The following is a 25,656-nucleotide window of genomic DNA, read 5'->3' on the forward strand; positions in this document are numbered from 1 at the left end:
AATCAATAAAAATGATATTTTAATAGACAAAATGAAGACGAAACTAGTACATACAGGCAAAATTATTGATGGACAAGAAGTATTGGGCATTGAACTGACCAATACCAAAGGCACATACGTGAAAATATACAATTACGGGGCCATCATTAATAAATTCATAGTGACCAATAAGCATGGAGAAAAGCAGGATATCGTGCTTGGATTTGATGAATTTGATCAATATGTAAGCGAGGAATATCTCTCCGGTTATCCTTATTTTGGTGCGGCTATAGGCAGATACGCCAACCGCATTAAGAATGGGAAATTTTCTTTGGACGGTAAAGACTATCAGTTATCGCTTAATAATGGAAATGATTTTTTACACGGAGGGAATAGCGGCTTTGATAAGAAGGTTTGGGAGGTATTATCCACAATTGATCCAACGCTGACATTGCAATATGTGAGTGAAGCAGGAGAGGAGAATTTTCCAGGCAATTTAACTGTTCAGCTGACATTTAAACTCACTGATGAGGATGAGTTGATCCTTGATTTTAAAGCAACCACAGATGAGGCTACTCCGATCAACTTAACGCATCACGGCTATTTTAATTTGTCGCCGGATGGTGGTTCGGTTAAAGATCATGTGCACAGAATGCCTGCGAGTTTTTATTTGCAGCAGGATGACAACTATGTAGTGGACGGAACCTTGATCCCAGTGGAAGGTACTATTCATGATTTTCTGGAGGCAAAGCCAATAGGGCGGGATTGGAATCCAGAGGAAGGATATGACCAAACTTATGTATTAGATAAAGAATATGGAGAACTTACCCTGGCATCTGAAACCTCTGAAGAAAAAAGCGGCCTCACACTAACTGTATATAGCACAGAACCTATTGCGCATTTCTATACTGGTAAGTTTGTAAGCGTAAAAAATGGGAAGGGCGGTAAAGATTATCAGGCATTTGACGGATTTTGTGTAGAGACACAACATCACCCGAATGCGATCAATATCCCAGGATTTCCGAGTACAGTTTTAAGGCCGGGAGAGACTTATAGTCATACTACCATTTACAAAATAGTACATTCCTAACCATTACCTGGCAGAAGAGACTACCGGCAGCCTTTTCAGCGCGGTACTATAATCAGATCCTAGGTATAGCCTAGGATCTTCAGTACCTGTTTACTGTTTTGTTCTTCTCCGAAAACATCAAAATTGAATGTTTCATCTCTGTTTCGGCGAATGATCACATGCTTGGGACTAGGTAATAAGCAATGGTGTATTCCGCCATATCCGCTTAGCACTTCCTGGTAGGCACCCGTATTGAAGAAACCCAGGTATTGCACTTTACGGGTCTTAGGCATAAAGACACTGTTCATGTGCGCTTCCTGATTGTAATAATCCTGACCATCGCAGGTAATGCCGCCTAAGTTGACTCTTTCGTATTCAGCGTCCCAGTTATTGATCGGCAATAAGATATATTTTTGATTGAGCGCCCATACATCGGGTAGGTTGGTGATAAATGAACCGTCGAGCATCAGCCACTTCTCCCTGTCATTCTGTTGTTTACGTCCCAATACTTTGTATAAAATACCAGAAGCTTCTGCTACCGTATATTTACCAAATTCGGTAATGATATCAGGTTCAATTACATCATGCTCTGCACAGATTTCCTTGATCCTTTTTACGATCTCATTTACCATGTATTCGTAGTCAAAGTCAAATACCAGTGAATCTTTAAACGGCATACCGCCGCCGATATCAAGCGTATCCAGTTCAGGATTGATCTTTTTAAATTTGCAATATAGCGTTACATATTTTTCCAGTTCGTTCCAGTAATAGGGTGAATCTGTGATACCTGAATTGATAAAGAAGTGGAGCAGTTTTACCCTGAAATTAGGGTTGGCAGAGATCTTATTGTTGTAAAATTCGATTACATCTTCCATACGCACACCTAGTCGGGAGGTATAAAACTGTGAATCCGGCTGTTCCTCTGCAGCGATACGAATACCCAAATTACATGGTGTATCCATCTCTACCTCGTCATCAAAGAGGTTAAATTCCTCTTTATTGTCCAGTACAGGAATAATGTTTTTATAGCCGTCATGCAGCATATCTATAATGTACTGCTTGTACTGATAGGTTTTAAATCCATTACAGATTACTGTGATGTCTTTGGTCAGTGCGCCTTTTTTTTCTAATGCCTCAATCATCGGCATATCAAAGGCAGAGGAAGTCTCCAGGTGGATGCCGTTTTTAAGCGCTTCTTCCACTATGTGGCGGAAGTGAGAACTTTTTGTGCAATAGCAATACTTGTAATCTCCCCGGTAGTTGTTCTTAATGATGGCAGTCTGAAACAACAACTTGGCCTGCTGGATCTTTTTACTGATCATAGGAAGATAAGTAAAACGCAATGGCGTACCATAGGTTTCAATCATTTCCATAAGATTTAGGTCCTGAAAATACAATTCATCGTCTATGACATCAAAACCGTCCTGAGGAAAACCAACACTTAGATCAAGAAATTCGGAGTAACTCTGCATTTATAGTTAATATATTTTTTGCAAAAATGTAATTTTAAATTGAGAAATGGCAGTTAATATAAATATTTTTAGTGTCATAAATACACTTTGTTTTATAGCTCCGGAAGGTGGATTTCCGCAAGCATGCAACGCGCACTTCCACCACCGTTTTTTTCTATGGTATATAAAGGTGAATAGATGAGCTGACTATACTTCTCAAGAGTTTTTATCTGCTCTTTATTGAGACATAAATAGGCTTGCTCTGACATAATCAACAGCCTTTTTCCGTTTTTGTTTTCAACCTGCAACATATTGCCTGCGAAGCGGTTCATCTGATCCAGGCTAATGGGGATGATTTCCTTGCCGTTGTCTCTGAGTTGTTTGATTACTTTGCGCTGGTCAGCCGCATCTGGTATTGAATTCAGACAGATTACCGCAAAAAGGTCGCCTATACACATCATCACATTTGTATGGTAGATAGGAAAGCCATCAGCGTCCGTCGCATTAAAAGTTACCGATGAATAGCCAGCCCTGGCACAAAAATCTTGCAATATTTTCTCATCTGTGCGCAAAGACAGGCAGGCATAGGCTATTTTATTGTCGCGGTCCAGCACCAAACTTCCTGTACCTTCCAGATAAATTCCTTTGGCTTCGTAACTGGAAAGGTCTGTTATGTTGTTTATGATGAAATTGTCTTTTAGTAAATCTAAAATATCACTCCTGCGTTCTGCTCTCCTGTTTTCTGAAAACATGGGGTAGAGGAAAACCTGGCCATCGTGATGAAAAGAAACCCAGTTGTTCGGAAAGATAGAATCCGGTGTTTCAGGGCTCAAAGTATCATTGATTACGGTGACATCAACATCATTCGCTGTCAAAAGGTTTACGAAGTTGTCAAACTCTGTCAGCGCTTTGCGCTGTACATCTTCCTGTTCAGAAGCCTGCTGAAACTTATTGTTGCCTGCAGTTTGCTCATTAAACTTGAAGTCCACAGGACGTACCATTAAAATATGATTGGTTGTTTGCATATGCTTACAGTTCATCTCTAAGTAAAGGAAGACTCATACAGTGAAAACCACCCCGCGCCCTTGATAGTTCGGCAGAAGGCATTAGGATTAAGGTATCTTTAATTTCGTCAGTATTGGCCTTTCCGCTTTCCAGGTCATTTATCAGGTCTTTTACCTTCACTACATGAAATCCATGCCGCTTAAATGCTTCTACAGTTTTGTCATTTCTGTCATAACCTAAAACAACGCCTTCTTTTATAGCCAGGAGGTTACATGAATCAGTCCATTGTTCCCTCGCGTCATATGGAAAAGAGTCGTTTCCGCTATAAATGAACTGTGTTTTTTCTGTGCTGTTCAGTTCATTCTGACTAATGTCATCCAGCAATGCCTCTATACTTGAAAAATTCTTAGGGCTTTGAAGGTCGCTTTTGCTGAACTGAATGATCTCTGTTATTTCCTTATTATCCGGAGCTACAAGAAACGTGATGGGTTCACCGGCATTCGTTATCTGGTTTTTAGCAATGGAACTCAGTATCACCCATACGTTTCGTTTAACCTGGGTAAAGACGGTGTCAATGTGCATAAAATCCCGTTTGTTAGGTATTTTCACTACCGTGACTTTTTCTACGACATTATTTTCAAAGAGCAGTTTAATTGCTTCATTTGCTCCATAGGCAGACGTTCTTTCGCTGCAGCCTATCAAAACATGGTTGCTGCTCACCATCATGACATCGCCACCCTCAAGCGTGGTCCTGTGGTCTTCTTCTTCACCCGGTCGCAGGAAATGTTGTGCCGGATCTGGGATTTCGAGTATGTTATCCGCATATTCTTTAAATACCGGATGGTTAAAAAAGATATACCTCATCAATAGCGTTTCGCGGCTGCGTGCTTTTTTAGCAGGTTTATTCAGCAGTATATGTTTGTTAATGGTAATGCCTACGTCCCTTGTAAATATCAGATTTGGGATAGGAGCAAAGATCATATGGTCATCATTCAGGCTTCCTGAGATAAATATTTTAGCCAGTTCCTTTGGATCTGTTTCTACCATCTGAAGCTGTAACTTATAGGTACATCCTTCAATGGCGCTGACTGCAGCAGCAAGTTTTTTTCTGATAGAGGCGTCTTCAAGGATGTCAGAAAGTAGATTTTGTATTTCGATAACCGCCAGGGAATTGTGAAATTCAGGATGGTCAGGTTTGAAGAACTTCCTGTCAGACTGCTCATCATCAATCTCTTTCAGTTTGCCGCTGATCTTAGATGGGTCAAGAAAGTACATCAGCAATTTCACATAATGATCATATTCGTCCCTGCGGATGGTATCCAGGTGTACAATGTCTTCAAAAAGCCAATCCTGTGCTTTAGACGGCACCACTTTGCCCAGTCCGCTGTCGGGACTGTGGATGAGTAATTTTCGCAGTCTGCCAATCTCAGTGCTGACGTTTATGGTGAAATTTTGGTTTTGCTTAGTCATAATAAGTTTGTAGTTAGGCAAAGCTATTTAAATTTGGGTTAGTATCAACATCCGCAGTTCAACCTTTTTTACCATACGGTTCTACTTTTTTATATCTTTGTGACTATGAATTTTATTATCAGCAAAGCACTGCAAGGCATAAAAGAACTCTACAATGAAGAGGTTGCTGAAGGTGTGATCAATATACAGGATACGCGCAAAGAATTTGAAGGACAGGTTACGATAGTTGTTTTTCCGATAGTCCGTTTTTCTAAGAAATCACCTGAGCAGACAGCGATTGACCTTGGTAACTACCTGGTAGATCAACTGGAAGAAGTTACTGCCTTTAATGTTGTGAAGGGTTTTTTAAATTTAAGTATTGCTGATAGTTACTGGTTGAACCTGTTCAATACACAATTATTGCACCCTGACTTTGGAACTTTTAAGCCTAATGGCAAGAAAGTAATGGTAGAGTATTCCTCACCAAATACCAATAAGCCACTGCATCTGGGCCATGTAAGGAACAACCTGTTGGGTTACTCTGTAGCAGAGCTGCTAAAGGCGGTAGGCTACGAAGTATTTAAGGTAAACCTCGTGAATGACAGGGGTATCCATATCTGTAAATCCATGCTTGCCTGGCAAAAATGGGGTAATGGCGAAACTCCTGATACTGCTTTCTTAAAAGGGGACCACCTTGTGGGTAAGTATTATGTGATCTTTGATAAGGAATATAAAAAGGAAATAGAGCTTTTAAAAGCTCAGGGACAAACTGAAGACGAATCCAAGAAAAATGCACCGCTAATACAGGAAGCGCAAAAAATGCTGCTCGACTGGGAGTCGGGGAATGCTGAAGTACTGGCGCTATGGAGCAGGATGAACGGTTGGGTATACGATGGATTTGAGGTAACCTATAAAAACCTGGGCGTAGATTTTGATAAGTATTACTATGAGAGCAATACTTATTTGCTTGGAAAGGGTACGGTAGAAGAAGGACTGGCCAAAGGAGTGTTCTTTAAAAAACCTGATGGGTCGGTATGGATAGACCTGACTGCCGATGGATTAGACCAAAAATTGGTATTGCGTGCTGATGGCACTTCCGTATATATCACCCAGGATCTCGGTACGGCCGAAATGAAATATGATGATTTCAAAATGGATGAGTCTATTTATGTGGTAGGCAATGAGCAGGATTACCACTTTAAGGTATTGTTCCTGATCCTGGAAAAACTAGGTAAGACATGGGCCAAAGGCTTGCACCATTTGTCGTATGGTATGGTAGACCTGCCTAGCGGCAAGATGAAATCCAGAGAGGGTACGGTTGTGGATGCCGATGACCTGATAGCCGAGATGATAGAAACTGCCAGGCAAAAAACAGAAGTGCTGGGTAAGGTGAATGATTTTGATGAAGAAGAGAAGGCAAATCTATATTATCATATAGGCCTGGGAGCTTTAAAGTACTTTCTGTTGAAGGTTGAACCGAAAAAACGCTTATTGTTTGATCCTTCAGAATCCATCGATTTTCAGGGTAATACAGGGCCATTCATACAGTACACACATGCACGTATTAAGTCGCTCTTAAAAAAGGCAAATTATCATACAGATCAAACAGCGGTTGCGGTGATTACCCCGACTGAAGTCGACATGATTATGCTGCTTTCCAAATATCCTCAGGAACTTGAAGCTGCAGCAGAGGCTTATAGTCCGGCTACATTGGCCAATTACCTGTATGAGGTGGCCAAGATCTTCAATAAATTTTATCATGAAGTACCCCCAATTATTAAAGAAGAAGACAGTCAAGTGCAACAAAACAGGTTAAACCTCTGTGCCTTAGCTGGCAATGTCATCAAATCAGGAATGCGGTTGCTAGGTATAGGCGTACCTGAAAGAATGTAATTTTAATCTTTTTCTTTAGTTTTTTCCACACCGGCTTTAGTATTGACAGGTTGCTTTTTCCTGAAATTGGCAAATGTCATCGGGCTTTTTGTTGGTCTTTCATCACCCAGCAAAACTCCCCATTGTTTAAAGGTCTCTGTTCTGTCAAAGATAACTTTGAGTACGGCTATGATAGGCATGGAGAGAAACATGCCAGATACACCCGCTATGCTTCCACCTATGATAACCCCGAGAATGGCAAAAAGGGCATTTATTTTAACCTTAGATCCGACTATCCTAGGCATCAATATATTGTTGTCCAAAAATTGAATTGCCGCAATAACACCCAAAACTGTTACAACGGGCCATATTTCAGTCGATGAAGTAAGGGTAAGCAATACACCAATTAAATTGCCTATTAATGCCCCTACATAAGGAATCAGATTTAAAATGGCAAAAATAACACCAATCAGCAGGGCGTGCTTAATGCCTATCAATAGTAATATGCCACCCAATAGGATCGTCATATAGCTAACCTGGATAAGTAGTCCTACAAGGTAATTTTTTATGATTGCTTCAGTTTCGTATATCGCCTCTTTAACCTTTGGATGGTGGTCAGCTTTAAACCACATAAATATAAATCTTAGTAAAATGTCTTTGTAAAAGAGCATTAAGTAAATGTAAATTGGCAGCAGGCCCACAAATACAAAAATTGAACTAAGGGTAACAGCGGCACCGCTTGCTGCCTTACCAGCCATACCTAGCAGATCATCGCTCTTTTCCTGTATAAATTTAGCTTGTTCATTGGTAGAGATATGGCTGATCTTCCCAATCCAGTCCTGCAATGCTTTGACGTGGATGCCTACATTCTTTTTGATATCTGGGAAATCCTGTACCAGCATACCCACCTGAGCAGAGAAAAACCATATAATCAGGCCCAGAAAAACTGCAAGCATTAAGATGGGAACGATAATCGCCGCTACTTCAGGAAATTTAATCTTAACCAGCTTTCTGAATATGGGCAATATCAAAATACTGATAAAAAATGCCATGATTATTGGCATGATGATGTCATTTCCTATTACTAAAACGGCTCCTATAAGCACTATCCCAAGCAATTCGATCGACCGTTTAACGGTAAGAGGCATGTCTGTCATTGGTAAACTAATTTAGATTTTCAATTAAACACAGTAAGGTATGAAATGTTTGGCTAGTTTTGCATATATGATCACAAACGAAACCATAGTAGCACTTTCTACACCTCCGGGAATAGGGGCTATTGGTGTAATCCGCCTTTCGGGAAAGGATGCTATATCCATTACCAATGCTGTTTTTAGTGGAAAAGACCTGCTGGCTCAGGACTCTCATACCATTCATTTTGGCTTAATTAAGGATGGAGATATTATTGTCGATGAAGTATTGGTGAGTTTGTTCGTAGCGCCCAAATCATACACCAAGGAAAATGTGGTAGAAATTTCCTGTCATGGCTCCAATTATATCATTCAGCAGATCATTACTTTACTGATCAGGCATGGGGCATCGGCAGCCAAGCCAGGAGAATTTACCTTAAGAGCTTTCTTAAATGGGGGTCTAGATTTATCTCAGGCAGAGGCTGTTGCCGATTTGATTTCATCAGATTCTGCCGCTGCGCATCAGGTAGCAATGAACCAGCTAAGGGGTGGTTTTAGCAATGAACTGGCGGTATTACGTGAGCAACTGATCCATTTTGCATCTATGATAGAACTGGAACTTGATTTTGCTGAAGAAGATGTAGAATTTGCAAACAGGGATCAGTTGCAGGACCTCATTAACAAGATTACGTTGGTGCTGAACAAGCTGATCCGCTCTTTTGAGTTGGGCAACGTAATCAAAGAAGGGATCAATACGGTGATCGCCGGCCGGCCAAATGCCGGTAAGTCTACTTTATTAAATGCACTGCTAAATGAAGACCGCGCTATTGTTAGCGAGATTGCGGGTACTACCAGAGATACTATTGAAGAGGTATTAAATATCAACGGCATCAATTTTAGGTTGATAGATACAGCAGGGATCAGGGAGGCGACAGATACTATAGAAGCAATTGGGGTGGAAAAAACCATGCAGAAGATTAGTCAATCGGCGTTGCTGGTCTATTTATTTGATATCGTAAATACCACTCCTGAAGAGATTTTAGAAGATATTACCCGTTTGCATAAGCCAGGTTTTCCTTTTATTGCGGTGGCAAATAAAATTGACCTTTCCTTAACCGAGCGTTTACAATCCCTTGATCTGCCAAGTGATGTTCGGTTTATATCCATCTCAGCAAAGGAAAACCAGCATATTGAAGAGTTGAAGGAACTGCTTTATGACACTGCTGTTGGCGATCAGTTATCTGACAGCCATACCATGGTGACCAATATTCGTCATGTAGAAGCTTTGCAGAGAACGCGCGAGGCGCTGAATAGTGTAGCCAATGGGCTGAATAATCCGGTTACTTCCGATTTTCTTGCCATGGACATTAAACAGGCGCTATATTATTTAGGCGAGATCACTGGCCAGGTAACTACAGATGACCTGCTGGAAAACATTTTTAGTAAGTTTTGTATCGGCAAATAAGGCCACAAAAATAACGAATAATTACAACAAGTATTTACAGCTAAATAGCTTATTATTAATAATTTATATTTAAAATACTTTACCGTTTTCTTGGAATATTGCCAGTCTTTTGCGCATTTTTGTTGCTAATTTAAGCAGATGTTCAAGACAATTTACAAAGTTTACATTTTTATTTACAATCCAAATTCTCCGAACTGAAATATATCAAAGTAAGTTCGCTGAATCAAAATTTAATAGGATTACGAATATACGCTTATGAGATACGCACACATTTACACCTTGTTCCTGATGGTTGTTTTTTGCACTTGAAGTAAAGGACAAAACAAAACAGACCTGCCAAAAAATAATATCAACTCCGAAACCAAAGACACAGTCACTTCCTACGGGCCTAATCATATGGTTCGGAATGTAAAGCAAGCTAAAAATGGAGACATTTTGATTGCTGCTTTCAATGGGGTGGTTCGATACGATGGAAAATCGTTTACCAATATAACAAGTAAAATAAGTTCGCCCAGCTTCTGGGATGTTCTGGAAGATCGAAAAGGTAATCTTTGGTTCTCTTCCAGAGATTCAGGTGTTTATCATTACAATGGGAAATCCTTTCAGCATTTTACAACAAAAGATGGGCTTGCCAGTAATATGGTTTTTTCTATTTATGAAGATAAAAAAGGCAACATTTGGTTCGGCACTTCAGTTGGAGCAAGCCGTTACGATGGGAAATCTTTTCAAAACTCGAAAGAAATGCTTGTCCTTGAAGACAAAACCGGCAAATTATCGTTTAGCACAGGTGGCGGAGCCCGCATTTATGATGGTAAAACATTTACAGTTTTAAAAAACAAAGCCGGCAAACCTTTTACAAATGTTGGTACTATAATCGAAGATAAAAAAGGCAATATTTTGTTCAGTAACGTTGATGGCCTTTGGCGCTACGACGGCAGTACCTTTACCAATTTTTCGAAGAGGGGTGCTTATGCTCTAATTGAAGATAAAAAAGGAAACATCTGGACCACTGGTGAAGTGATACCTAATGGCGATTGGGTGCTTTCCCGTTATGATCAAAAGTCCTTGTACAATAAAAAACCCAGGTTAACCGAAATAATATTAGTACAAGGACCGGGAATGCTCTGTGGGATTTTGGAAGCTAACGATGGAAGTATTTGGTTTGGTGGTTTAGGGTCTATAATAAGTGGCGTGTTTCGTTATGATGGAAAAACCATCACAGACTTCAAAAGGAAAGATGGTAAGCTGAACTACGGAGGGAAAGAGGGTAAGCTATACTTCAGAGGGAAAGAGGTTAAGCTATAATGTGTATAGCTGATTTTAAAATCATTTGTCAATTATTATTCAAATGAATGATATTTATCTCCTACTGGCAAGATCGATTTTTGGGTGAACAGTGCTGGAGTAAGCGATCAGGTGCTCAGGACTATTGCATCTATAAATTCATTGGTATGAAAGTGCTACGAATTGTACCAAATATCCAGTCAAGCAGTTTGGACGAAGCCAAGATCTTTTACGGACAAGTCCTTTCCTTGTTCACCATCGCGCCAATAAAAACCGCGTTTGAGTTTTCGGTTCCTAAGCAATATCAGGTTGAGCGCATGAACTGCGTGCTGATCGGCGTGTGCAAGGACTGCGCTTAAAACCTCCATAAGTACAAATACCTGTAGGTATATATCCCCGGTTCTATATAGGTTATCATCCTTTATATTTTATTGTTACTGCCCATAGCTGAAATTTATTATTTTAGCCTAATGGCGCAGCTTAACCTTTCAAGATCCCAAGCACGAAAAATCATCCTTGATGCAGCTGGGCTTTCAGCCCCTGCACAGTTTGGCTATGGCATTGAGGCAGTCTATAAGCTGATCGACCATCTGGGCTTTGTGCAGCTGGACACCAACTATGTGGTCGAGCGGGCGCACCACCATGTGATGTTTTCAAGAGTCCCGGACTATGAGATCAGCTGGCTTTCTGAACTTTGCGAGGATGGAAGGGTGTTTGAATACCTGACCTCGGATGCTGGCTTTCTGCCGATGAACGATTTCCGGTTTTCCCTTCCCATTAAGAAAGCTTTTGAACTAAGAGAGAAGCCCTCAGATAAGCGGATGGAAAACCTGATGCGGCAGATCCTGGACCAGGTGGAAAGGGACGGTGTGGTGATGGTCGGTGACTTTGAGAACGATCGGGTAGAGGCTAGTACCGGCTGGTGGGACTGGAGGCCTGCAAAGGTGGCGCTGGAAAGGTTATACTTGGAAGGAAAACTGATGGTGAGCCGTGACCGCAAATTTCACAGGCGATATGATGTGCCGCTGAACCTAATACCCCAGGAAATAGATCTGTCCATGCCCTCGGCTGAAGAGTTTGCGAGGGTTACTATCGGTAGGACTTTGGGGGCTTTGGGTATCTGTTCGGTAAAAGAGATGACCTGGCGTTCGCGCAGGGTAAAGGGTAACCTTGTCAAATCTGAACTCGAGAAAATGGTGGTAGAAGAAGAGGTTATTCTGGTAAATGTTGACGGAATGAAAGGTCCACATTATATGCTAGCCGGTCAAAAAATCGATGTCGAGATCTCGGGTGATGTTTTTATCCTGTCGCCCTTTGATATTTTAAATGTTTTCCGCCACAGGTTGAAGGATTTCTTTGGTTTTGATTACCAGATCGAGTGTTTTGTTCCGGCGCCAAAAAGAATTTATGGTTATTTCTCGCTTCCGGTACTTGCTGGCGATGTCTTTATCGCAAGGATGGATTCCAAGGCGGACCGAAAGAACAAGGTGCTGTTGGTACACAATATCCATTTTGAGGATGTGGAGCTTAGCAAAGAAATTTTAGAAAAATTTATAGCTGCGCTAATGGCATTCGTCGCTTTTAACCATTGTTATGATATCAGGTTTGACAAAACCAATAAGCCAGCTTATCTGAAGGCTATCGTTAAAGGTTTTTCCTGATCAATTCTTCCCATCGCAAATTTCAGGTTGTTTGTGATGATTTACGCTCAAAAAAAACAACTGCTTATTAATTAATTTGAGGAACGTGTAATATTTGCTGACTTTAGCCACTAACTAAGGAAACAATAGGATAATGAAAGAAATCCTAGAATGAAACTAAAGCATAACAAGTGAGCAACGATTTTTACCAGCTATCGATTTTACCCTATGCGGCAATCCTTATCAAAATATGTCGGGCATATACCAGTTCACAGGAAGATTTTGAGGACTACTATCAGGAGGTTTGCCTTCAGGTCTATAGGAGCAGGGAGAGTTTTCGCGAGCAATGCAAATGGTCTACATGGGTCTATCGCATTTCGTTGAACGTGTGTTTGACCCTGCTCAAAAAAAAGCAGCGCAACGGCCAGATATATTTCACTTCGGATGTACTGCCAGAGACCAGCTCGGCCCAGAACAGTGCCTTTGAAAGCGAGCCGCTCAACCAGTTGTACGCTGCGATCAGGAGGCTATCGGAAGTGGACAGGGCGCTTATCATCCTGTACCTGGAAGAAAAGCCCTATCAGGAAATCGCCGATATACTTGGAACAAGTGCTAACAACATCGCCGTAAGGATAAACAGGATCAAGGAACGTTTAAAAAAAATAATGGATGAAAAATTCAATTGAAGCAATTTGGAAAGAAGGTTTTCTAAATGAAAGTACCCTGGTCGCTCCCAGGATCAATGACCTGTACAACCAAAAATCCATGCACGTGGTGGACAGAATGAAAAGGATGTTCCGCATCAACCTGGTTGTAATGCTGGTGATGTCCGTCATTTTTCCTGTCATGTACTATTTTCTGGGAGTGCTTTGGCAGGGACTTGCTGCTTCGCTGCTGCTGCTGGCTACCGCCTGGTATACTCGGAGGCAGATGGCCAGTATAGGAACATTGGACCAGGGCGCGACAAGTTTTGACTACCTCAGCTCGGTAGATAGGTGGCTTAAAGAGGTACTTTTAAAAAATGAAAAGATAGTTCGCTTTTTATATCCGCTGTATTTTTTGATTGCCATAAGTACGATCTGGTCAACCTTCAATAGGCCCCGTGGAGTGGCCTGGAGCTTGCAGCAGAAATATCCGCACTCTATCTTAGTGGATAACCTTTCCATGTTAGCGCTTATTGTAGGTGCTGTGGGCACCCTGGGGATGTTCTATTTTTCCAGAAAGATCTACAGGTTTGATTTACGGCTGATGTTTGGAGGGGTATTCAGGAAGCTAAAAAGCACGATTGCCGAAATGGAAGAGCTAAGAGGGGCTAACAGTTTAACCAGGTAGACCAAATAAATTTTATAAATCAAGGCCATGGAAATCCAATGTACCGATAAAAAGACCTTCGCTGCTCATGCCTACAGTGTAAAAAATAGTCCCTGGAAAAACGGCAAGGGGGATTTGGTGAGGGATTTCGTCGAGTCCTGTAATCGTCATATGGTTGCAGATCAATTTGTGAATTTTACGCGAAACTCACCCTCGGTTATATTCAAAGTACTGCCATTTACCGCTTTTATGCGACCGTTGAAGGTACCCTTAATTATGCCGTCTTTCTTATAGGAGGCTTCTTGAAAAAACACATGCATACCGTCGCTGTCAGAAACTGTGGAATAAAGCTTGCCCGTTCCGTCGATACACTCAACGAAGTGCGAGATCCCGGAATAGTCATCACATCCTATATTTAATCCAGGAACAAATCCAATAAAGGATTCTTCTGTATAAAATTTAAATTTTGGATTGACTCCATCTTTTAAACTACCCAAAATAGTTAATGTCCTTGGATCAACAGAAGATCCTCTCAATCCAGAAACTTCAGACAGGGTTATCGCTGTCCCGTTAGCCTTGTAAGTGATGTAATACTCAACAGCTGGGTCGTTTGGATCATCATCTTTATCATCTTCAGGTGTTATTATAGTTGTTTTGCAGGAAATGATAAGTAAGAAGAATATAGAACACAGATACAGGAATGGGATTTTTTTCATTTGAGAGTTTAATTTAAGTTGCTAATATAAAGTAAAATAAACCTATAATCCGCTAATAATCTCTTGAACCTCCTGGTCAGTAATTGCCTGCAGGCTTCCCGGAAGTTGGCCTGCTGGCGGTAGATTTCTGAGAGACTGTGGTAAATTTCCGCAGAGAGTTTACTTTCTGCGACAGCTTTGGGTGGCCGGTTCAGCGCTTATGCTTTTGATGTGCTCCAATTCTTTGTGGTATAAGATAGGACCGCCTGCAAAAATGCTTTAAGATAATGTGGTATTTCAGGGTGTTTGGATCCTGTAAGGAACCCATTGGAAGTTGCTATCCTTGCGGAGCTGGTCTTCAATTTTGCGGATGTTTGCATCCAAAAGGTTTACGTTCAGGTCTTCATAGTGGTCTATCCGGTATTGCAGTAGTTCGCTAAGGCCGGCCTGTTTACGGCTGATCAGTTTTGTGATGTGCGCTAATGCACCGACTTTTGCTTTTTCAAGGGCAGTAACCAGGTCACTATAACCGGTAAACATCTCTTTTTCCGGGGGCAGGGTGTATACTTTGCCGATATTGCCTGGTCTGTGAACCTGGTGGTTGGTAAAGTCATTTATCGAAACTACGCTGACGTTAGTTTGGTTTTTATAAACCTGATAGCATTTATAGTTGGTGAAGTGTTTCATAGTCTTTCATCTATTCATTTTTAGCCCAGTTAGGCAAAAAATTGACGGAAAATATGCCAGTATTAAATAATCATGACCGGCAGGGCTCAAAAGTATTGGTTTATTTTACCGGAATTAATGATATGTATCATTACAATGAATAAGCCTGGTCACAGTTAAGTGGCTCGAAAAGCTTTGCTTCAGCAGGGTTTAAAGCGAAAGGGATCTTCGCCAAAAGGGCTCTCTAGAATCCAAGCCAGTTGATGCCCCCACATGGAAACAGGTAATATTCTTCATTTAAACTATGAAAGCAGGAAGGAAGGTAGCGGATTATTGTATTTAATTATTATTATTGTAGTGGTATAGGTTACTTTATGGAGTTCCTGATAAATAACCGTGCTTCAGATTAGCTGTTTAGGAAAATAGATGGATAAATACCGTAAATTATCGGATGCCGAACTGCTGATCTTGCTCAGATCAGGGGACGAGTCTGCGTTTACAGAAATTTATACCCGGTTCTCTGCAGTACTTTACCTGCATGCACGTCATATGCTTCACAATAGGGACGACGCGAGGGATGTAATCCAGGAGGTATTTACTTCGATATGGAACAGGCGGCTGGACCTGGACCTGACAACTAGCTTAAACGGCTATTTGTACCGTTCGGTAAGAAATAAAGTACTAAACCTGATCCGTACCGAAAAAAGGGACAGTGTTTATTTGACAGAAATAGGTGAGGCGCTGGAAAGAGGTGAATACAGTACGGACGAGCAGGTAAATTACAATGAGCTGAAAAGACTGATTGAACTGGAGGTTTCGCTATTACCTGCCAGGATGCGTGAGGTATTTGAATTGAGCCGTAACCAGCAGTTGAGCCACGCTGAGATTGCAGCATTACTGGATATTTCTGATCTGACTGTAAAGAAGCAGATCAATAAAGCGATCCATATTCTACGGGAGCGGCTGGATATCCCAGCTACCTTACTGTTTTTATACCTGAACCAGAAGTAGCGCACAGGTCTATTCTTTTCTTTATAAGCTTCAGTTTAAAAAAAATTAACTTTCTTTATTTCAGCGTACTACCTGAGCCATTTTTTGGTGTCCTATCAACAAATGCGCAATTGTGCAATCCTTTAAATGAAAAATGAACACATCATTTCCTTATTAGAAAAGTATAGAATGGGTACTTGTTCAGCTCAGGAAAAAGCTTCGGTAGAAGGCTGGTATAACAATTATGCGGCTAAATATGCTGGTCAGCCTTTGGATGAAGACCTGGAACCTGAAATACAGTCAATCTGGACCAATATTCAGGCAGGTAATCAGCGGGTAAAGATCGTACGCTTTAAATATAAAAAATATGCGGTTGCTGCTGCGGTAGCGACCATCATTGTTGGTGCAGGGTTATTTTATTTTAATGGCAAACAGGAGAGTGAAAAGCCTGCGATGGATGCTGTAGCAACAACTGATATTGCCCCGGGCAAAGTAGGGGCCACGCTTACCTTGGCTAATGGCAAACAAATCAGGCTAACTGATGCCCATTACGGAGAGATCGCTAAGGAGGCTGGTGTCGCCATTACGAAATCAGCGGGTGGACACTTAGTATATGAAATTGATGGTTCAATGGCTGAAACGAATAAAACCAATATTTTATCCACGTCCAATGGGGAAACCTATCAGATAAAACTGCCGGACGGCACCTTGGTTTGGTTGAACGCAGCATCAAGTCTAACTTACGCTACTGCATTGATAAAAGATGGAATGCGTAAGGTTAAACTTTCAGGTGAAGCCTACTTTCAGGTTGCCAGGGATAAAACGCATCCTTTTATAGTGCAAAGTAACGGACAGGAGGTGGAAGTGCTAGGTACCCATTTTAACATCAATGCTTATGAAGATGAACCTGCAATTGCGACCACACTGGTGGAAGGTTCGGTTAAAGTAACCGTGGGGAGCCTAAGGCAAATGCTGAAACCAGGCGAACAGGCGGAGAGCAGGAGAGGGTCCATTAAAGTTGTTCCTGCCAATATGGAAAAAGTTACAGACTGGAGGAATGGTGAGTTTTATGTAAACCATATAAACTTGAAAGTAGCCATGCGCAAGATTGCCAGGTGGTATGATGTAGAAGTAATTTATAATTCCTCGGTTCCCGATGACATGCAAATAGGCGGCTGGGTATCAAGAAATGAAAGACTGTCATCTGTGCTGAAATCTATTGAAGCGGCAGGTATCGTGCATTTTAAGGTAGATGGCCGGAAAATATATGTGAACAAATAGATGAATGAAATTAAAAGGAAAGGTAAATAGCGCGTAAATAAAGTATAAACAAAAACAACCAGACCTTATAGTAAAGCCTGGTTGGTGCTGGCTCAAGTTAATAAATTCTCAACCAAAAGCAGTTGCCCTTGCCGTGGAAAGTTAAGGCAACTGACTGAACCAAACTGAACAAATGTATAAAAATTATACCAAAAAACTAGGTATACCTAACTCGTTATACCATAAAATACTGCTAATTATGCGCTTAACCACCGTCATTTTGATAGCATCCCTGGTGCAGGTCAGTGCTTCAACATTTGCACAGCGCATAACTATGGACCGGCGTAATGTAAGCCTGGAAACCATTTTAAAGGATATACGAACGCAGACTGGCTATAGCTTTGTGTATGACGTAATGGCTGTAAATAATGCGAAGAATGTAAGTGTATCAGTCACCGAAGCTGAAATTAATGATGTGCTGAACAAGGCTTTAAATGGTCTTGGGCTAGATTACAAGATTGACGGAAAGATCATTTCTATAAGACAACAAATTAATGAGGTTAAAAGCGGACAGACTTCTATTGAGATCCGCGGTAGGGTTGTAGATAATCAAGGCTATCCGCTTAGCGATGTTTCGGTTATCCTAAAGGGTACAAAAGTTGGTACAGCTACAGATATTGATGGTAATTATATTATTAAAGTGCCCGATCCAAATAGTGTGCTCATCTTTTCTTATGTGGGTTTTAAAACCCAGGAGATGCCGGTAAAAGAACAAAATAGAATCAATGTAGTTATGGAAATGGGTATTTCCAATCTGGATGAAGTAGTACTTATTACTACAGGTTACCAGCGCATCAAACCGGAACAAAGTACCGGAAGTATCTCTACCCTACAGGAAAAGCAATTCAACTCCAGAATCAACACGACTGACTTCATCATCGGACTCCAAAATAAACTTCCTGGTCTCTTGGTTAACAATGACATTAAATACAAAGAAGAGCCACTCTTTCAAATCCGGGGTATTTCAACATTTAATGGAATCCGCAAGCCGCTGATCGTGGTAGACGGTTACCCAACTGAGCTTGAACTTGCTTCGATCAATCCAAACGAAATTGAATCTATCACCATTTTAAAGGATGCTGCGGCCGCTACAATCTATGGCGCCCGGTCCTCTAATGGGGTAATCGTCATAGAGCGAAAAAAAGCTAAGGCTGGCCGGTCCGTTGTAAACTTCAGGTCAACTGCAAGTTTTACGCCCAAAGAAAACTATGAAAGGTACCGCTGGGATAAAGACGGATTTAAAGCAACCGTAGAAAATGCCAAGGCAACTGCTGACTTCCAGGGTCCGATTCTTTGGGAATTCATGAAAGATCCTTATATGGGGTCTTACTTTACTTTCCCAACGCCGGTAAACATTTTGTCGCAAGGCACTGCTGGAGTAATAACGGAAGAAGAAGTTAACCGCCAACTGGATTCACTGGGTGCTTATAATAACACGAAAGATTATAGTCGGCTATTCCTGCGTACTGCAGTCACACAGACCTATAATGTTGATCTGTCGGGCGGCAGCGACAAAGCGCTTTATTACTTCTCTTCCAATTATGTAGGCGGCAGATCTGCACAAATTAAAAATGACAATAACCGCTTCCAGGTTACTGGCCGGACCTTATTCAATCTTTCTAAAAAAATTTCATTTGAAGTTGGTACCAGTTACCAAGAGCTCAGAAAAAATGCTGCGCCTGTCCCAGGGATAGAATCCCTGTATGCTTATGAGCGTTTACAGGACGAAAATGGAAACCATTCACCCGTTTTCAGTAATTCCTTTGTAAACCCATATTATAACCAGACACTGATTGACGCGGGTCTTAGTGACAACCTGTATTATCCGCTTCAGGAAGTGAATGAAGTATCGGAGAAAACACACGGAATGAATACCCGGATCACTGCTGATTTAAGGTATAATATCTTGAAAGACCTAAATCTTCATATCGGTGGTGTGTATGAGAGAGCAAAATCAGAAGCCAATAATCTGGCGACTGAAAATTCATCCATCGTCCGTCAGTTTATGAATTACTATGCGGAAGATGACTTTATGGGAGGTTATAAGTACAATTTCCCTAAGGGTAGCTTTCTGAGGAATTCGCTGACTGATAACCGGAGTTATACTGCAAGGGCTCAGCTGAATTATGATAAGCAATTTGCCGGGGATCATTTCATAAACCTGATCGCAGGAGGCGAAATACGCGATATCGTAGACAAGTCACATGCTTCAGCCATCATCGGTTATGACGATCAGACGCTCATTCACGAGTCTGTAGATTATAAGTATTTGGATACCTATACGGGCTATGCAATGGCTATGTTTGCACCATTTAACCCTTACGCCTCGTATCAAGATCTGTTTAGATTAACGGAAAATGTCAACCGCTTCGTTTCCGTTTATTCCAACCTGATTTATACATTCAAAGAAAAATATTCACTCTCAGGAAGCTTACGGGTCGATCAGTCGAACCTTTTCGGTACAGACCCAAAATATCAATATAAACCCCTATGGTCTTTAGGAGCCGGGTGGAATATTGATCGGGAAAATTTCCTGCAAGGGGCTAGTTGGTTGAATGCGCTTAAGCTTCGTGCGGCGTATGGTTTCAATGGGAATGTCGCCAAGAATTCGCTTCCTCAGGTAATTGCACAGGCGTCTAACAATTTTTTCAATCAAAATAATCCCGTTCGTTCACTTTTCCTGTTGTCTCACGCTAACAGCGGATTAAGGTGGGAGAAAACGAACAACATCAATATCGGAGTGGACTACTCGATTTTCAAAAACATCACCGGTAATGTTGAGTACTATCGCAAGAAAAGTACCGATCTTTTGGCTACCAGCCAGATTGATCCTTCAAAGGGAGGAAGTTTCGCTACGATCAACCAGGCCTCAGTTCAGAATACCGGACTGGAATTTAACCTGAATGCCAACTGGATCAGCCACCGAAAGTTCAATTGGAACAGCGGTCTTGTCATGGCACATAACGAAAACAAAGTGCTGCAATTCTACCATGTAGAGCCAGCTCTGCGGGCAAGGACTATCGGTCGTCCGTTGGGGGCCATCTTTAACTACCACCATGCTGGCCTTGATGCGGATGGAGAAATGCTGATCACGGATAAAAACGGTGTCAATCAGAAATTCACACCAGAACTTTACAATGAAGGTATTTTGTTTGCAGGAAATCGTATTCCCTCTTTCAATATGGGCCTAAGTAACCGTTTTGATATTGGCAGGTTTTGCCTGTATGGGATGGTTAACTATTTTGGAGGCATGGTAACTGAGCTGCCCATACCGGATGCAGGTGCAGTGAGGCCGATAGAAGGAGTAAACAATTTTTGGAAAGCACCGGGTGATGAGGCCAATCCGGATCTGTTACCAAAACAACGTTATCTATACACCAGCTGGCTGGCACGTTCAGATAAATACACGGTTAATGCCGCCTATTTTACGCTTGGGGACATCACCACCGCATATAGTTTTAAAGGCATGGGATGGACCAGGAAAGCGGGGCTCAGCGATCTCGAAGTAAAATTGCAGGCCTCTAATCTCTATACGGTAGCGCTCAATAAACAGAATTTCAGTCTGGCCACGGGCTCTTTTGCGAAGTCCTATCTCACGCCAACCTATAGTTTTTTTGTAAATGTCAGTTTCTAGATTACCTAAACACTAAAAAAGATGAACTTAAATATATACAAGCGGTTGTTACCAATGCTGATTCTGGCACTCATGCTAGGTTCATGCAAAAAATATCTTGGCATAGAACCTAAAGGTGTTCAGTTGCTGAAAACTGTAAAGGATTTCGACTTATGGCTGAATGATCGGGAAATTACGGGTAACCTGCCTGAGCCGATAAACCTGCTGGCAGATAATATTGACCTGGCAAATGTAGAGCTTCCATTAGATGCGGTTAATGAAAGGGTATTCACCTGGCAGCCACAGTTTGCCGAGGATCAATTTGCGGGAGAGGCAGTGATATGGAAGGACTTTTACCGGGAGATTTATTATTACAATACCTTAATCAACAATATCGATGAAGCTACTGATGGCACGGAAACCCAAAAGAAGAGTTTAAAGGCAGAGGCCCTGTTAGGAAGAGCTTTTTGTTATCTCTATCTCGTAAATTTCTACGGGAAGGTTTTCAACCCAGGTTCGGCCTCATCAGATCTCGCTGTACCGTTCGTAACTTCTCATGACTTGAATGATCCTACGCCTCCGCGCAGAAGCGTAAAGGAAATCTATGAACACATTATCAATGATATTACCGCAGCTATTCCTGATCTTCCGGCTAGTAACATTAAAAATCGTTTCAGAGGGAGTATTGCTGCGGGCTATGGCGTACTTGCCAGGACCTATCAGTTTATGGGCGACTATGTAAAGGCTGCAGAGAATGCACAAAAGGCACTGACTGCAGGATCGAGTACCATCATGGATTTCACCAAGATGACTAATTCGAGTCAAATTGGCGATCTTACCGTGCGTCCTGACGTCTTTTATGCAAGGGTCAGCGTGGCCTACAATCAGGAGAAAATCCCTACCATTGCTTTCCTGAAGACTTTTGATGTAAACGATTTACGCCTGAAATTCTATTATAATAACCTGGGCAATTATACCTATCCAACCAGAGGTTTGGTGAAATACCGTTCCTCAGGTTTGCAAGGTGGGACGGCTACCATAAGCTGGGGGCCTACCGTTGCCGAGATGGAACTGATCCTCGCCGAGTCGGCCGCCAGGGGAAATGACCTACCGCTTGCCCTCGATCACTTAGATGTTTTGCGCAAAAAGCGCTTTCCGGCAAGCGCTTACCAAAAGTACAGCTCGAATAACCGGGACCAAGTGCTGCAGAAAATCATGCAGGAGCGGAGCTTTGAATTCCCTTACAACGGGATGCGCTGGATAGACATGCGCAGGATGGATGCCGAAGGAAAGATGCAGGAGGTTTCGCGGCTCGACAAAAACAATAATGTGATCGCTACCCTTTCGCCGGGAAGCCAAAGATACACCCTCCAAATTCCAGTTCAGGTAACCTTATTTAATCCGGGCTGGCCCCAAAACCCTTAGCATACCAACATTTAAAAAATAGCCATTTATGGACACATCATTAATTAGCGTGAGCAATTTGTCTCATCGCTACAACACGCAATGGGCTGTTCGCGGCGTAAGCTTCGACCTGCCTAAGACCGGAATCTACGGATTATTGGGTTCCAATGGTGCTGGCAAATCGACCACGATGAACGTCATGAGCGGGGTTCTGAAGCAGACAGAAGGTGAGGTAATTGTGGGCGGCATCAGTCTAAGCAAAGACCCGATTGCTGCTAAAAAACTCATCGGATTCCTGCCCCAGCATGCTCCTTTGCACCCTGATACCACCGTAGAGGAGTATCTAACAAACTGCGGCAGGCTACGGAAAATACCCGGGAACGAGCTAAAGGCGGCGGTAAATGAAGTTATGGAAAAAGTCTCCATTGCTCATTTCTCCAAACGGCTGATCCGGAACCTTTCCGGGGGCTATCAGCAAAGGGTAGGCATTGCTCAGGCAATCATTCATAAGCCCGCGCTGATTATTCTCGACGAACCCACCAACGGACTGGATCCAAACCAGATCATTGAAGTCAGAAAACTGGTGAAGGATATCGCCAAAGAGCGTGCAGTCATATTTTCCACACACATCCTTACCGAGGTTCACGCTATATGCGATCATATCCTGATGATTGACCGGGGAAAGCTCGTTTTCTCTGGCAGAACCCAGGAATTTGATGAGTATTTAAAACCTGATACCCTTTTTGTGCGGCTGCTGTCAGCGCCGCCTGTCGAGGAGCTTCTTCACGTCGAAGGGGTAAACAGTGCCGAGCATCTTGGAGGCGCAGATTACCGGTTGAAGATCGTTAATGCCAGCGGTATCGCTGAAAGGATCGTATCTGAAAGCGTTCGCAGGAATTGGAGGATGGAGGCGATACATGCAGAGAAAACTTCCCTGAATGATGTTTTTTCAGAGTTGTCAAAATAAAAATAGAAAGAAACTAAAATATGAAAGCAATAATAGATGTCGCCAGAATAGAACTCCAGAAAATGTTCTATTCTCCCATCGCATGGCTAATCCTCATTACCTTTGCGGTACATGCCGGGCTCTTGTTTATGGTGGGCGTAAATTTTTATATAAACTCAGCGGAACTGGGTTTCCCATTCGACAATATCACATACGATCTGTATGCAAATCCAAATGGGGGCTTGCTTCCTGGAATGGCCAATAACCTGTACATGTATATACCCTTGGTTACGATGGGTCTGTTAAGTCATGAGTTCTCCTCGGGATCCATCAAGCTGTTGTATTCCTCACCGGTAACCAACCTTCAAATCGTTTTGGGCAAGTTCCTGAGTATGCTGATTTTCAATCTCTCGATGGTGGTAATGCTTATTCCAGAAGTCTTGTTTGGATTTATCAATATAGAGAATTTTGATTATCCGATTGTATTGACCGCACTGTTAGGTATCTATTTGATGATGTCCACTTATTCGGCGATAGGGTTGTTCATGTCTTCCCTAACTTCTTACCAGATCGGTGCGGCTATAGGTACATTGGTAGTTCTTGCCGGCTTGGGTTATGTTGACAGGCTGTGGCAGGACATAGACTTTGTGCGCGACGTGACTTTTTGGTTAAGCATTGTAGCTCGTGTAAATCCAATGATAAGCGGACTCATCTTAAGCATAGATATCGTATACCTCATCGTCATCCCGATGATGTTTATCGCCTTTACCACATTCAGGTTAAAGGGAATCCGGGAAAAGACGAGCAAATCCGTGTCCTTTCTTCGGTATGCAGGAGCGTTTGCCATTGTCGCAGTCGTGGGATACATCTGTAGCATTCCTTCCCTGATGACCTTTCATGATTCCACGAACACTAAGGTACATACGCTGACGAAGGAAAGTCAAAAGGTCATGTCAAAACTTAAAGACAGGGTTACCGTTACCAACTATGTTAACCTTTTTGAATGGGGGAACTTTGTTTCTCCCTCTACCCAGAAGCTCGACATGCTTCGATTTGACAGGTACAACTACTTTTACCCCAATATCAAGTATGTATACAAATATTATTATGGTGTGCAGACTGCTCCTTACTTCAATAAAATACATAAAAGCCGGTTCAAGGGGTTAACATTGGATCAAACGATAGAGAAGGTTGCAAATACCTACGAAGTCGAAAAAGACATCTTCAGGCCAGGTTCCGATTACAAGAAAGAAATTGACCTCGTTGCAGAACAAAATACCTTTGTAGCCAAGATCACTACTGAAGACGGAAGATCTACCTTATTGAGGACATATAACGACAATTCCAGGTTTCCGGATGAGGCGGAAATGACAGCAGCCTTCAAAAGCCTGGTCATGACCCTGCCCAAGGCAGCTTTTGTGACCGGACATCAGGAAAGACTCTTGGAAGACATCGGCGCACGCAGCTACTCCAGCCTTACGAACGATATCAAAGTGCGTCGTGCCTTGATTAATAACGGAATGGGGATAGAGCAATGTAATTTGTCATCACCCGTTCCTAAAGACATTGATATTTTGGTGATTGCTGAAGCGAAGACGCCTTATTCTGCCGGAGAGGTTAAAAACCTCAATGATTACATTGAGCGGGGTGGAAATTTGGTGATCGCCGGTGATCGTAAAAGACAAGAATTTATGAATCCCCTGGTGGCCCGTTTCGGAGTTAGCTTCATGCCAGGTCAACTGGTTGAGCATAACCTAAAAATGAGCATGGATATGATCACTGCCGCATTTACAGAACAAGGCAGAAAACTAGCGTATATTTTCGACGATCCAAGGATCTGGCTTGGTATGCCTGGAGCAGTGGGGATAACTTACAAAGCTAGACCTGATTTCAAGTACATTCCGATGCTGACTACCGATACCTTGAAGGACCTGAAACAAGTAGATTCAGTAGGTTCCTGGGACGAATTGACGCCTACCGAGTTTAATGATGAAGTTCCACATTTCAATCCGGAAACAGGTGATTCAGCTGGACCACTGGTTACCGGACTCGCGTTGACCAGGAATATCCACGGCAAAACGCAGAAAATTGCAATTTTTGGTGATGCAGACTGGCTAAGTAATGCGATGCTGCAGAATGCTAACTCCTACAATAACAAACTGGCTGCCGGATTATTCTACTGGTTATCAGATAATAAAGTACCTATCGATGTTCGCCGGCCAAATCCGATTGATACTAAAGTCTTTTTGAAGAAAGCTGACGCGCCGTTTTACAACTACCTGTATAAATTTGTCATACCGGCCATACTTATTGCTGCTTTTGTGATCATCTGGCTGCGCCGGAAAAGACGATAATCGCCTACCGAAT

The 25,656-nt window shown here is 42.1% G+C and carries 20 protein-coding genes; 14 read left to right on the plus strand and 6 right to left on the minus strand.

The genetic code is table 11. The annotated features are described in order from the left end of the window. Positions 1-31 precede the first annotated feature (31 nt). Positions 32-1,069, plus strand: coding sequence for an aldose epimerase family protein (locus EZ437_RS20875; protein ID WP_131598075.1), 1,038 nt, complete (start codon positions 32-34; stop codon positions 1,067-1,069). Positions 1,070-1,128: 59 nt separating this feature from the next. Here EZ437_RS20875 and EZ437_RS20880 read toward each other — a convergent pair whose 3' ends face one another. From EZ437_RS20880 to EZ437_RS20890, 3 genes are all read right to left on the minus strand, one after another. After that, positions 1,129-2,520 (minus strand): arginine decarboxylase, encoded by a 1,392-nt coding sequence (locus EZ437_RS20880; RefSeq protein WP_131598076.1) that lies wholly within the window; start codon positions 2,518-2,520, stop codon positions 1,129-1,131. A 92-nt stretch (positions 2,521-2,612) separates the two neighbouring features. After that, the gene (gene ctlX, locus EZ437_RS20885; protein ID WP_131598077.1) at positions 2,613-3,524 is read right to left on the minus strand and encodes a citrulline utilization hydrolase CtlX; all 912 of its coding nucleotides are present in this window, start codon (positions 3,522-3,524) and stop codon (positions 2,613-2,615) included. A gap of 4 nt (positions 3,525-3,528) precedes the next feature. Next, entirely contained in the window at positions 3,529-4,974 is a 1,446-nt protein-coding gene (locus tag EZ437_RS20890; RefSeq protein WP_131598078.1) for an arginine deiminase family protein, read from the minus strand. A 105-nt stretch (positions 4,975-5,079) separates the two neighbouring features. Between EZ437_RS20890 and argS the strand changes: the two genes are divergently transcribed. Continuing rightward, positions 5,080-6,846 (plus strand): arginine--tRNA ligase, encoded by a 1,767-nt coding sequence (gene argS, locus EZ437_RS20895; RefSeq protein WP_131598079.1) that lies wholly within the window; start codon positions 5,080-5,082, stop codon positions 6,844-6,846. Positions 6,847-6,848: 2 nt separating this feature from the next. Here argS and EZ437_RS20900 read toward each other — a convergent pair whose 3' ends face one another. After that, positions 6,849-7,982: an AI-2E family transporter gene (locus EZ437_RS20900; protein WP_131598080.1), complete on the minus strand. Its 1,134-nt coding sequence runs from the start codon at positions 7,980-7,982 to the stop codon at positions 6,849-6,851. Positions 7,983-8,049: 67 nt separating this feature from the next. On the opposite strand from EZ437_RS20900, the gene mnmE reads away from it, so the two are divergent. The 6 genes from mnmE (at position 8,050) to EZ437_RS20930 (ending at position 13,676) form a co-directional block, all read left to right on the plus strand. After that, a complete protein-coding gene (mnmE, locus tag EZ437_RS20905; protein ID WP_131598081.1) occupies positions 8,050-9,420 on the plus strand; it encodes a tRNA uridine-5-carboxymethylaminomethyl(34) synthesis GTPase MnmE in 1,371 nt (456 codons plus the stop codon). Between the two features lie 396 nt (positions 9,421-9,816). Next, positions 9,817-10,725, plus strand: a complete 909-nt coding sequence (locus EZ437_RS20910) for a ligand-binding sensor domain-containing protein (protein ID WP_205942777.1) — start codon at positions 9,817-9,819, stop codon at positions 10,723-10,725. A gap of 146 nt (positions 10,726-10,871) precedes the next feature. Continuing rightward, positions 10,872-11,063, plus strand: a complete 192-nt coding sequence (locus EZ437_RS20915) for a hypothetical protein (RefSeq protein ID WP_131598082.1) — start codon at positions 10,872-10,874, stop codon at positions 11,061-11,063. A gap of 111 nt (positions 11,064-11,174) precedes the next feature. Continuing rightward, entirely contained in the window at positions 11,175-12,365 is a 1,191-nt protein-coding gene (locus EZ437_RS20920) for a winged helix-turn-helix domain-containing protein (RefSeq protein ID WP_131598083.1), read from the plus strand. A gap of 170 nt (positions 12,366-12,535) precedes the next feature. Then, positions 12,536-13,030 carry an RNA polymerase sigma factor gene (locus EZ437_RS20925; RefSeq protein WP_131598084.1) on the plus strand — a complete coding sequence of 165 codons (495 nt, stop codon included), beginning with the start codon at positions 12,536-12,538 and terminating at the stop codon, positions 13,028-13,030. After that, positions 13,014-13,676 carry a hypothetical protein gene (locus tag EZ437_RS20930; RefSeq protein ID WP_131598085.1) on the plus strand — a complete coding sequence of 221 codons (663 nt, stop codon included), beginning with the start codon at positions 13,014-13,016 and terminating at the stop codon, positions 13,674-13,676. The genes EZ437_RS20925 and EZ437_RS20930 overlap by 17 nt, the downstream gene beginning before the upstream one ends. 161 nt (positions 13,677-13,837) lie before the next feature. On the opposite strand, the gene EZ437_RS21700 is transcribed toward EZ437_RS20930, so the two are convergent. Together EZ437_RS21700 and EZ437_RS20940 are read right to left on the minus strand one after the other, a co-directional pair. Further along, positions 13,838-14,371: a hypothetical protein gene (locus tag EZ437_RS21700; RefSeq protein ID WP_165500487.1), complete on the minus strand. Its 534-nt coding sequence runs from the start codon at positions 14,369-14,371 to the stop codon at positions 13,838-13,840. 276 nt (positions 14,372-14,647) lie between these two features. Further along, entirely contained in the window at positions 14,648-15,037 is a 390-nt protein-coding gene (locus tag EZ437_RS20940) for a hypothetical protein (protein ID WP_131598087.1), read from the minus strand. A gap of 405 nt (positions 15,038-15,442) precedes the next feature. On the opposite strand from EZ437_RS20940, the gene EZ437_RS20945 reads away from it, so the two are divergent. The 6 genes from EZ437_RS20945 to EZ437_RS20970 all read left to right on the plus strand — a co-directional run bounded on the left by EZ437_RS20945 (position 15,443) and on the right by EZ437_RS20970 (position 25,643). After that, positions 15,443-16,027, plus strand: a complete 585-nt coding sequence (locus EZ437_RS20945) for an RNA polymerase sigma factor (RefSeq protein WP_131598088.1) — start codon at positions 15,443-15,445, stop codon at positions 16,025-16,027. 126 nt (positions 16,028-16,153) lie between these two features. Continuing rightward, positions 16,154-17,287, plus strand: coding sequence for a FecR family protein (locus EZ437_RS20950; protein WP_225869646.1), 1,134 nt, complete (start codon positions 16,154-16,156; stop codon positions 17,285-17,287). A gap of 238 nt (positions 17,288-17,525) precedes the next feature. After that, positions 17,526-20,960 carry a SusC/RagA family TonB-linked outer membrane protein gene (locus EZ437_RS20955; RefSeq protein ID WP_165500488.1) on the plus strand — a complete coding sequence of 1,145 codons (3,435 nt, stop codon included), beginning with the start codon at positions 17,526-17,528 and terminating at the stop codon, positions 20,958-20,960. Positions 20,961-20,981: 21 nt separating this feature from the next. Continuing rightward, entirely contained in the window at positions 20,982-22,364 is a 1,383-nt protein-coding gene (locus EZ437_RS20960; RefSeq protein ID WP_131598090.1) for a RagB/SusD family nutrient uptake outer membrane protein, read from the plus strand. A 28-nt stretch (positions 22,365-22,392) separates the two neighbouring features. Beyond that, on the plus strand, positions 22,393-23,310 hold the full coding sequence (locus EZ437_RS20965) for an ABC transporter ATP-binding protein (protein WP_131598091.1): 918 nt from the start codon (positions 22,393-22,395) through the stop codon (positions 23,308-23,310). Between the two features lie 20 nt (positions 23,311-23,330). After that, positions 23,331-25,643 carry a Gldg family protein gene (locus EZ437_RS20970; RefSeq protein ID WP_131598092.1) on the plus strand — a complete coding sequence of 771 codons (2,313 nt, stop codon included), beginning with the start codon at positions 23,331-23,333 and terminating at the stop codon, positions 25,641-25,643. The last annotated feature ends 13 nt before the right edge of the window (positions 25,644-25,656 follow it).

Source organism: Pedobacter psychroterrae (assembly GCF_004331695.1).
Classification (GTDB): Bacteria; Bacteroidota; Bacteroidia; order Sphingobacteriales; family Sphingobacteriaceae; genus Pedobacter; species Pedobacter psychroterrae.

What these genes read in the sequence shown, in the direction of transcription:
- EZ437_RS20955 (WP_165500488.1), top strand. Translation starts at nt 17,526, where the DNA reads ATGCGCTTAACCACCGTCATTTTGATAGCATCCCTGGTGCAGGTCAGT.
- EZ437_RS20910 (WP_205942777.1), top strand. Translation starts at nt 9,817, where the DNA reads ATGGTTCGGAATGTAAAGCAAGCTAAAAATGGAGACATTTTGATTGCT.
- EZ437_RS20930 (WP_131598085.1), top strand. Translation starts at nt 13,014, where the DNA reads ATGAAAAATTCAATTGAAGCAATTTGGAAAGAAGGTTTTCTAAATGAA.
- EZ437_RS20890 (WP_131598078.1), bottom strand. Translation starts at nt 4,974, where the DNA reads ATGACTAAGCAAAACCAAAATTTCACCATAAACGTCAGCACTGAGATT.
- EZ437_RS20900 (WP_131598080.1), bottom strand. Translation starts at nt 7,982, where the DNA reads ATGACAGACATGCCTCTTACCGTTAAACGGTCGATCGAATTGCTTGGG.
- mnmE (WP_131598081.1), top strand. Translation starts at nt 8,050, where the DNA reads ATGATCACAAACGAAACCATAGTAGCACTTTCTACACCTCCGGGAATA.
- EZ437_RS20970 (WP_131598092.1), top strand. Translation starts at nt 23,331, where the DNA reads ATGAAAGCAATAATAGATGTCGCCAGAATAGAACTCCAGAAAATGTTC.
- EZ437_RS20940 (WP_131598087.1), bottom strand. Translation starts at nt 15,037, where the DNA reads ATGAAACACTTCACCAACTATAAATGCTATCAGGTTTATAAAAACCAA.
- EZ437_RS20920 (WP_131598083.1), top strand. Translation starts at nt 11,175, where the DNA reads ATGGCGCAGCTTAACCTTTCAAGATCCCAAGCACGAAAAATCATCCTT.
- ctlX (WP_131598077.1), bottom strand. Translation starts at nt 3,524, where the DNA reads ATGCAAACAACCAATCATATTTTAATGGTACGTCCTGTGGACTTCAAG.
- EZ437_RS20965 (WP_131598091.1), top strand. Translation starts at nt 22,393, where the DNA reads ATGGACACATCATTAATTAGCGTGAGCAATTTGTCTCATCGCTACAAC.
- EZ437_RS20880 (WP_131598076.1), bottom strand. Translation starts at nt 2,520, where the DNA reads ATGCAGAGTTACTCCGAATTTCTTGATCTAAGTGTTGGTTTTCCTCAG.
- EZ437_RS20945 (WP_131598088.1), top strand. Translation starts at nt 15,443, where the DNA reads ATGGATAAATACCGTAAATTATCGGATGCCGAACTGCTGATCTTGCTC.
- EZ437_RS20915 (WP_131598082.1), top strand. Translation starts at nt 10,872, where the DNA reads ATGAAAGTGCTACGAATTGTACCAAATATCCAGTCAAGCAGTTTGGAC.
- EZ437_RS20875 (WP_131598075.1), top strand. Translation starts at nt 32, where the DNA reads ATGAAGACGAAACTAGTACATACAGGCAAAATTATTGATGGACAAGAA.
- EZ437_RS20950 (WP_225869646.1), top strand. Translation starts at nt 16,154, where the DNA reads ATGAAAAATGAACACATCATTTCCTTATTAGAAAAGTATAGAATGGGT.
- argS (WP_131598079.1), top strand. Translation starts at nt 5,080, where the DNA reads ATGAATTTTATTATCAGCAAAGCACTGCAAGGCATAAAAGAACTCTAC.
- EZ437_RS21700 (WP_165500487.1), bottom strand. Translation starts at nt 14,371, where the DNA reads ATGAAAAAAATCCCATTCCTGTATCTGTGTTCTATATTCTTCTTACTT.
- EZ437_RS20960 (WP_131598090.1), top strand. Translation starts at nt 20,982, where the DNA reads ATGAACTTAAATATATACAAGCGGTTGTTACCAATGCTGATTCTGGCA.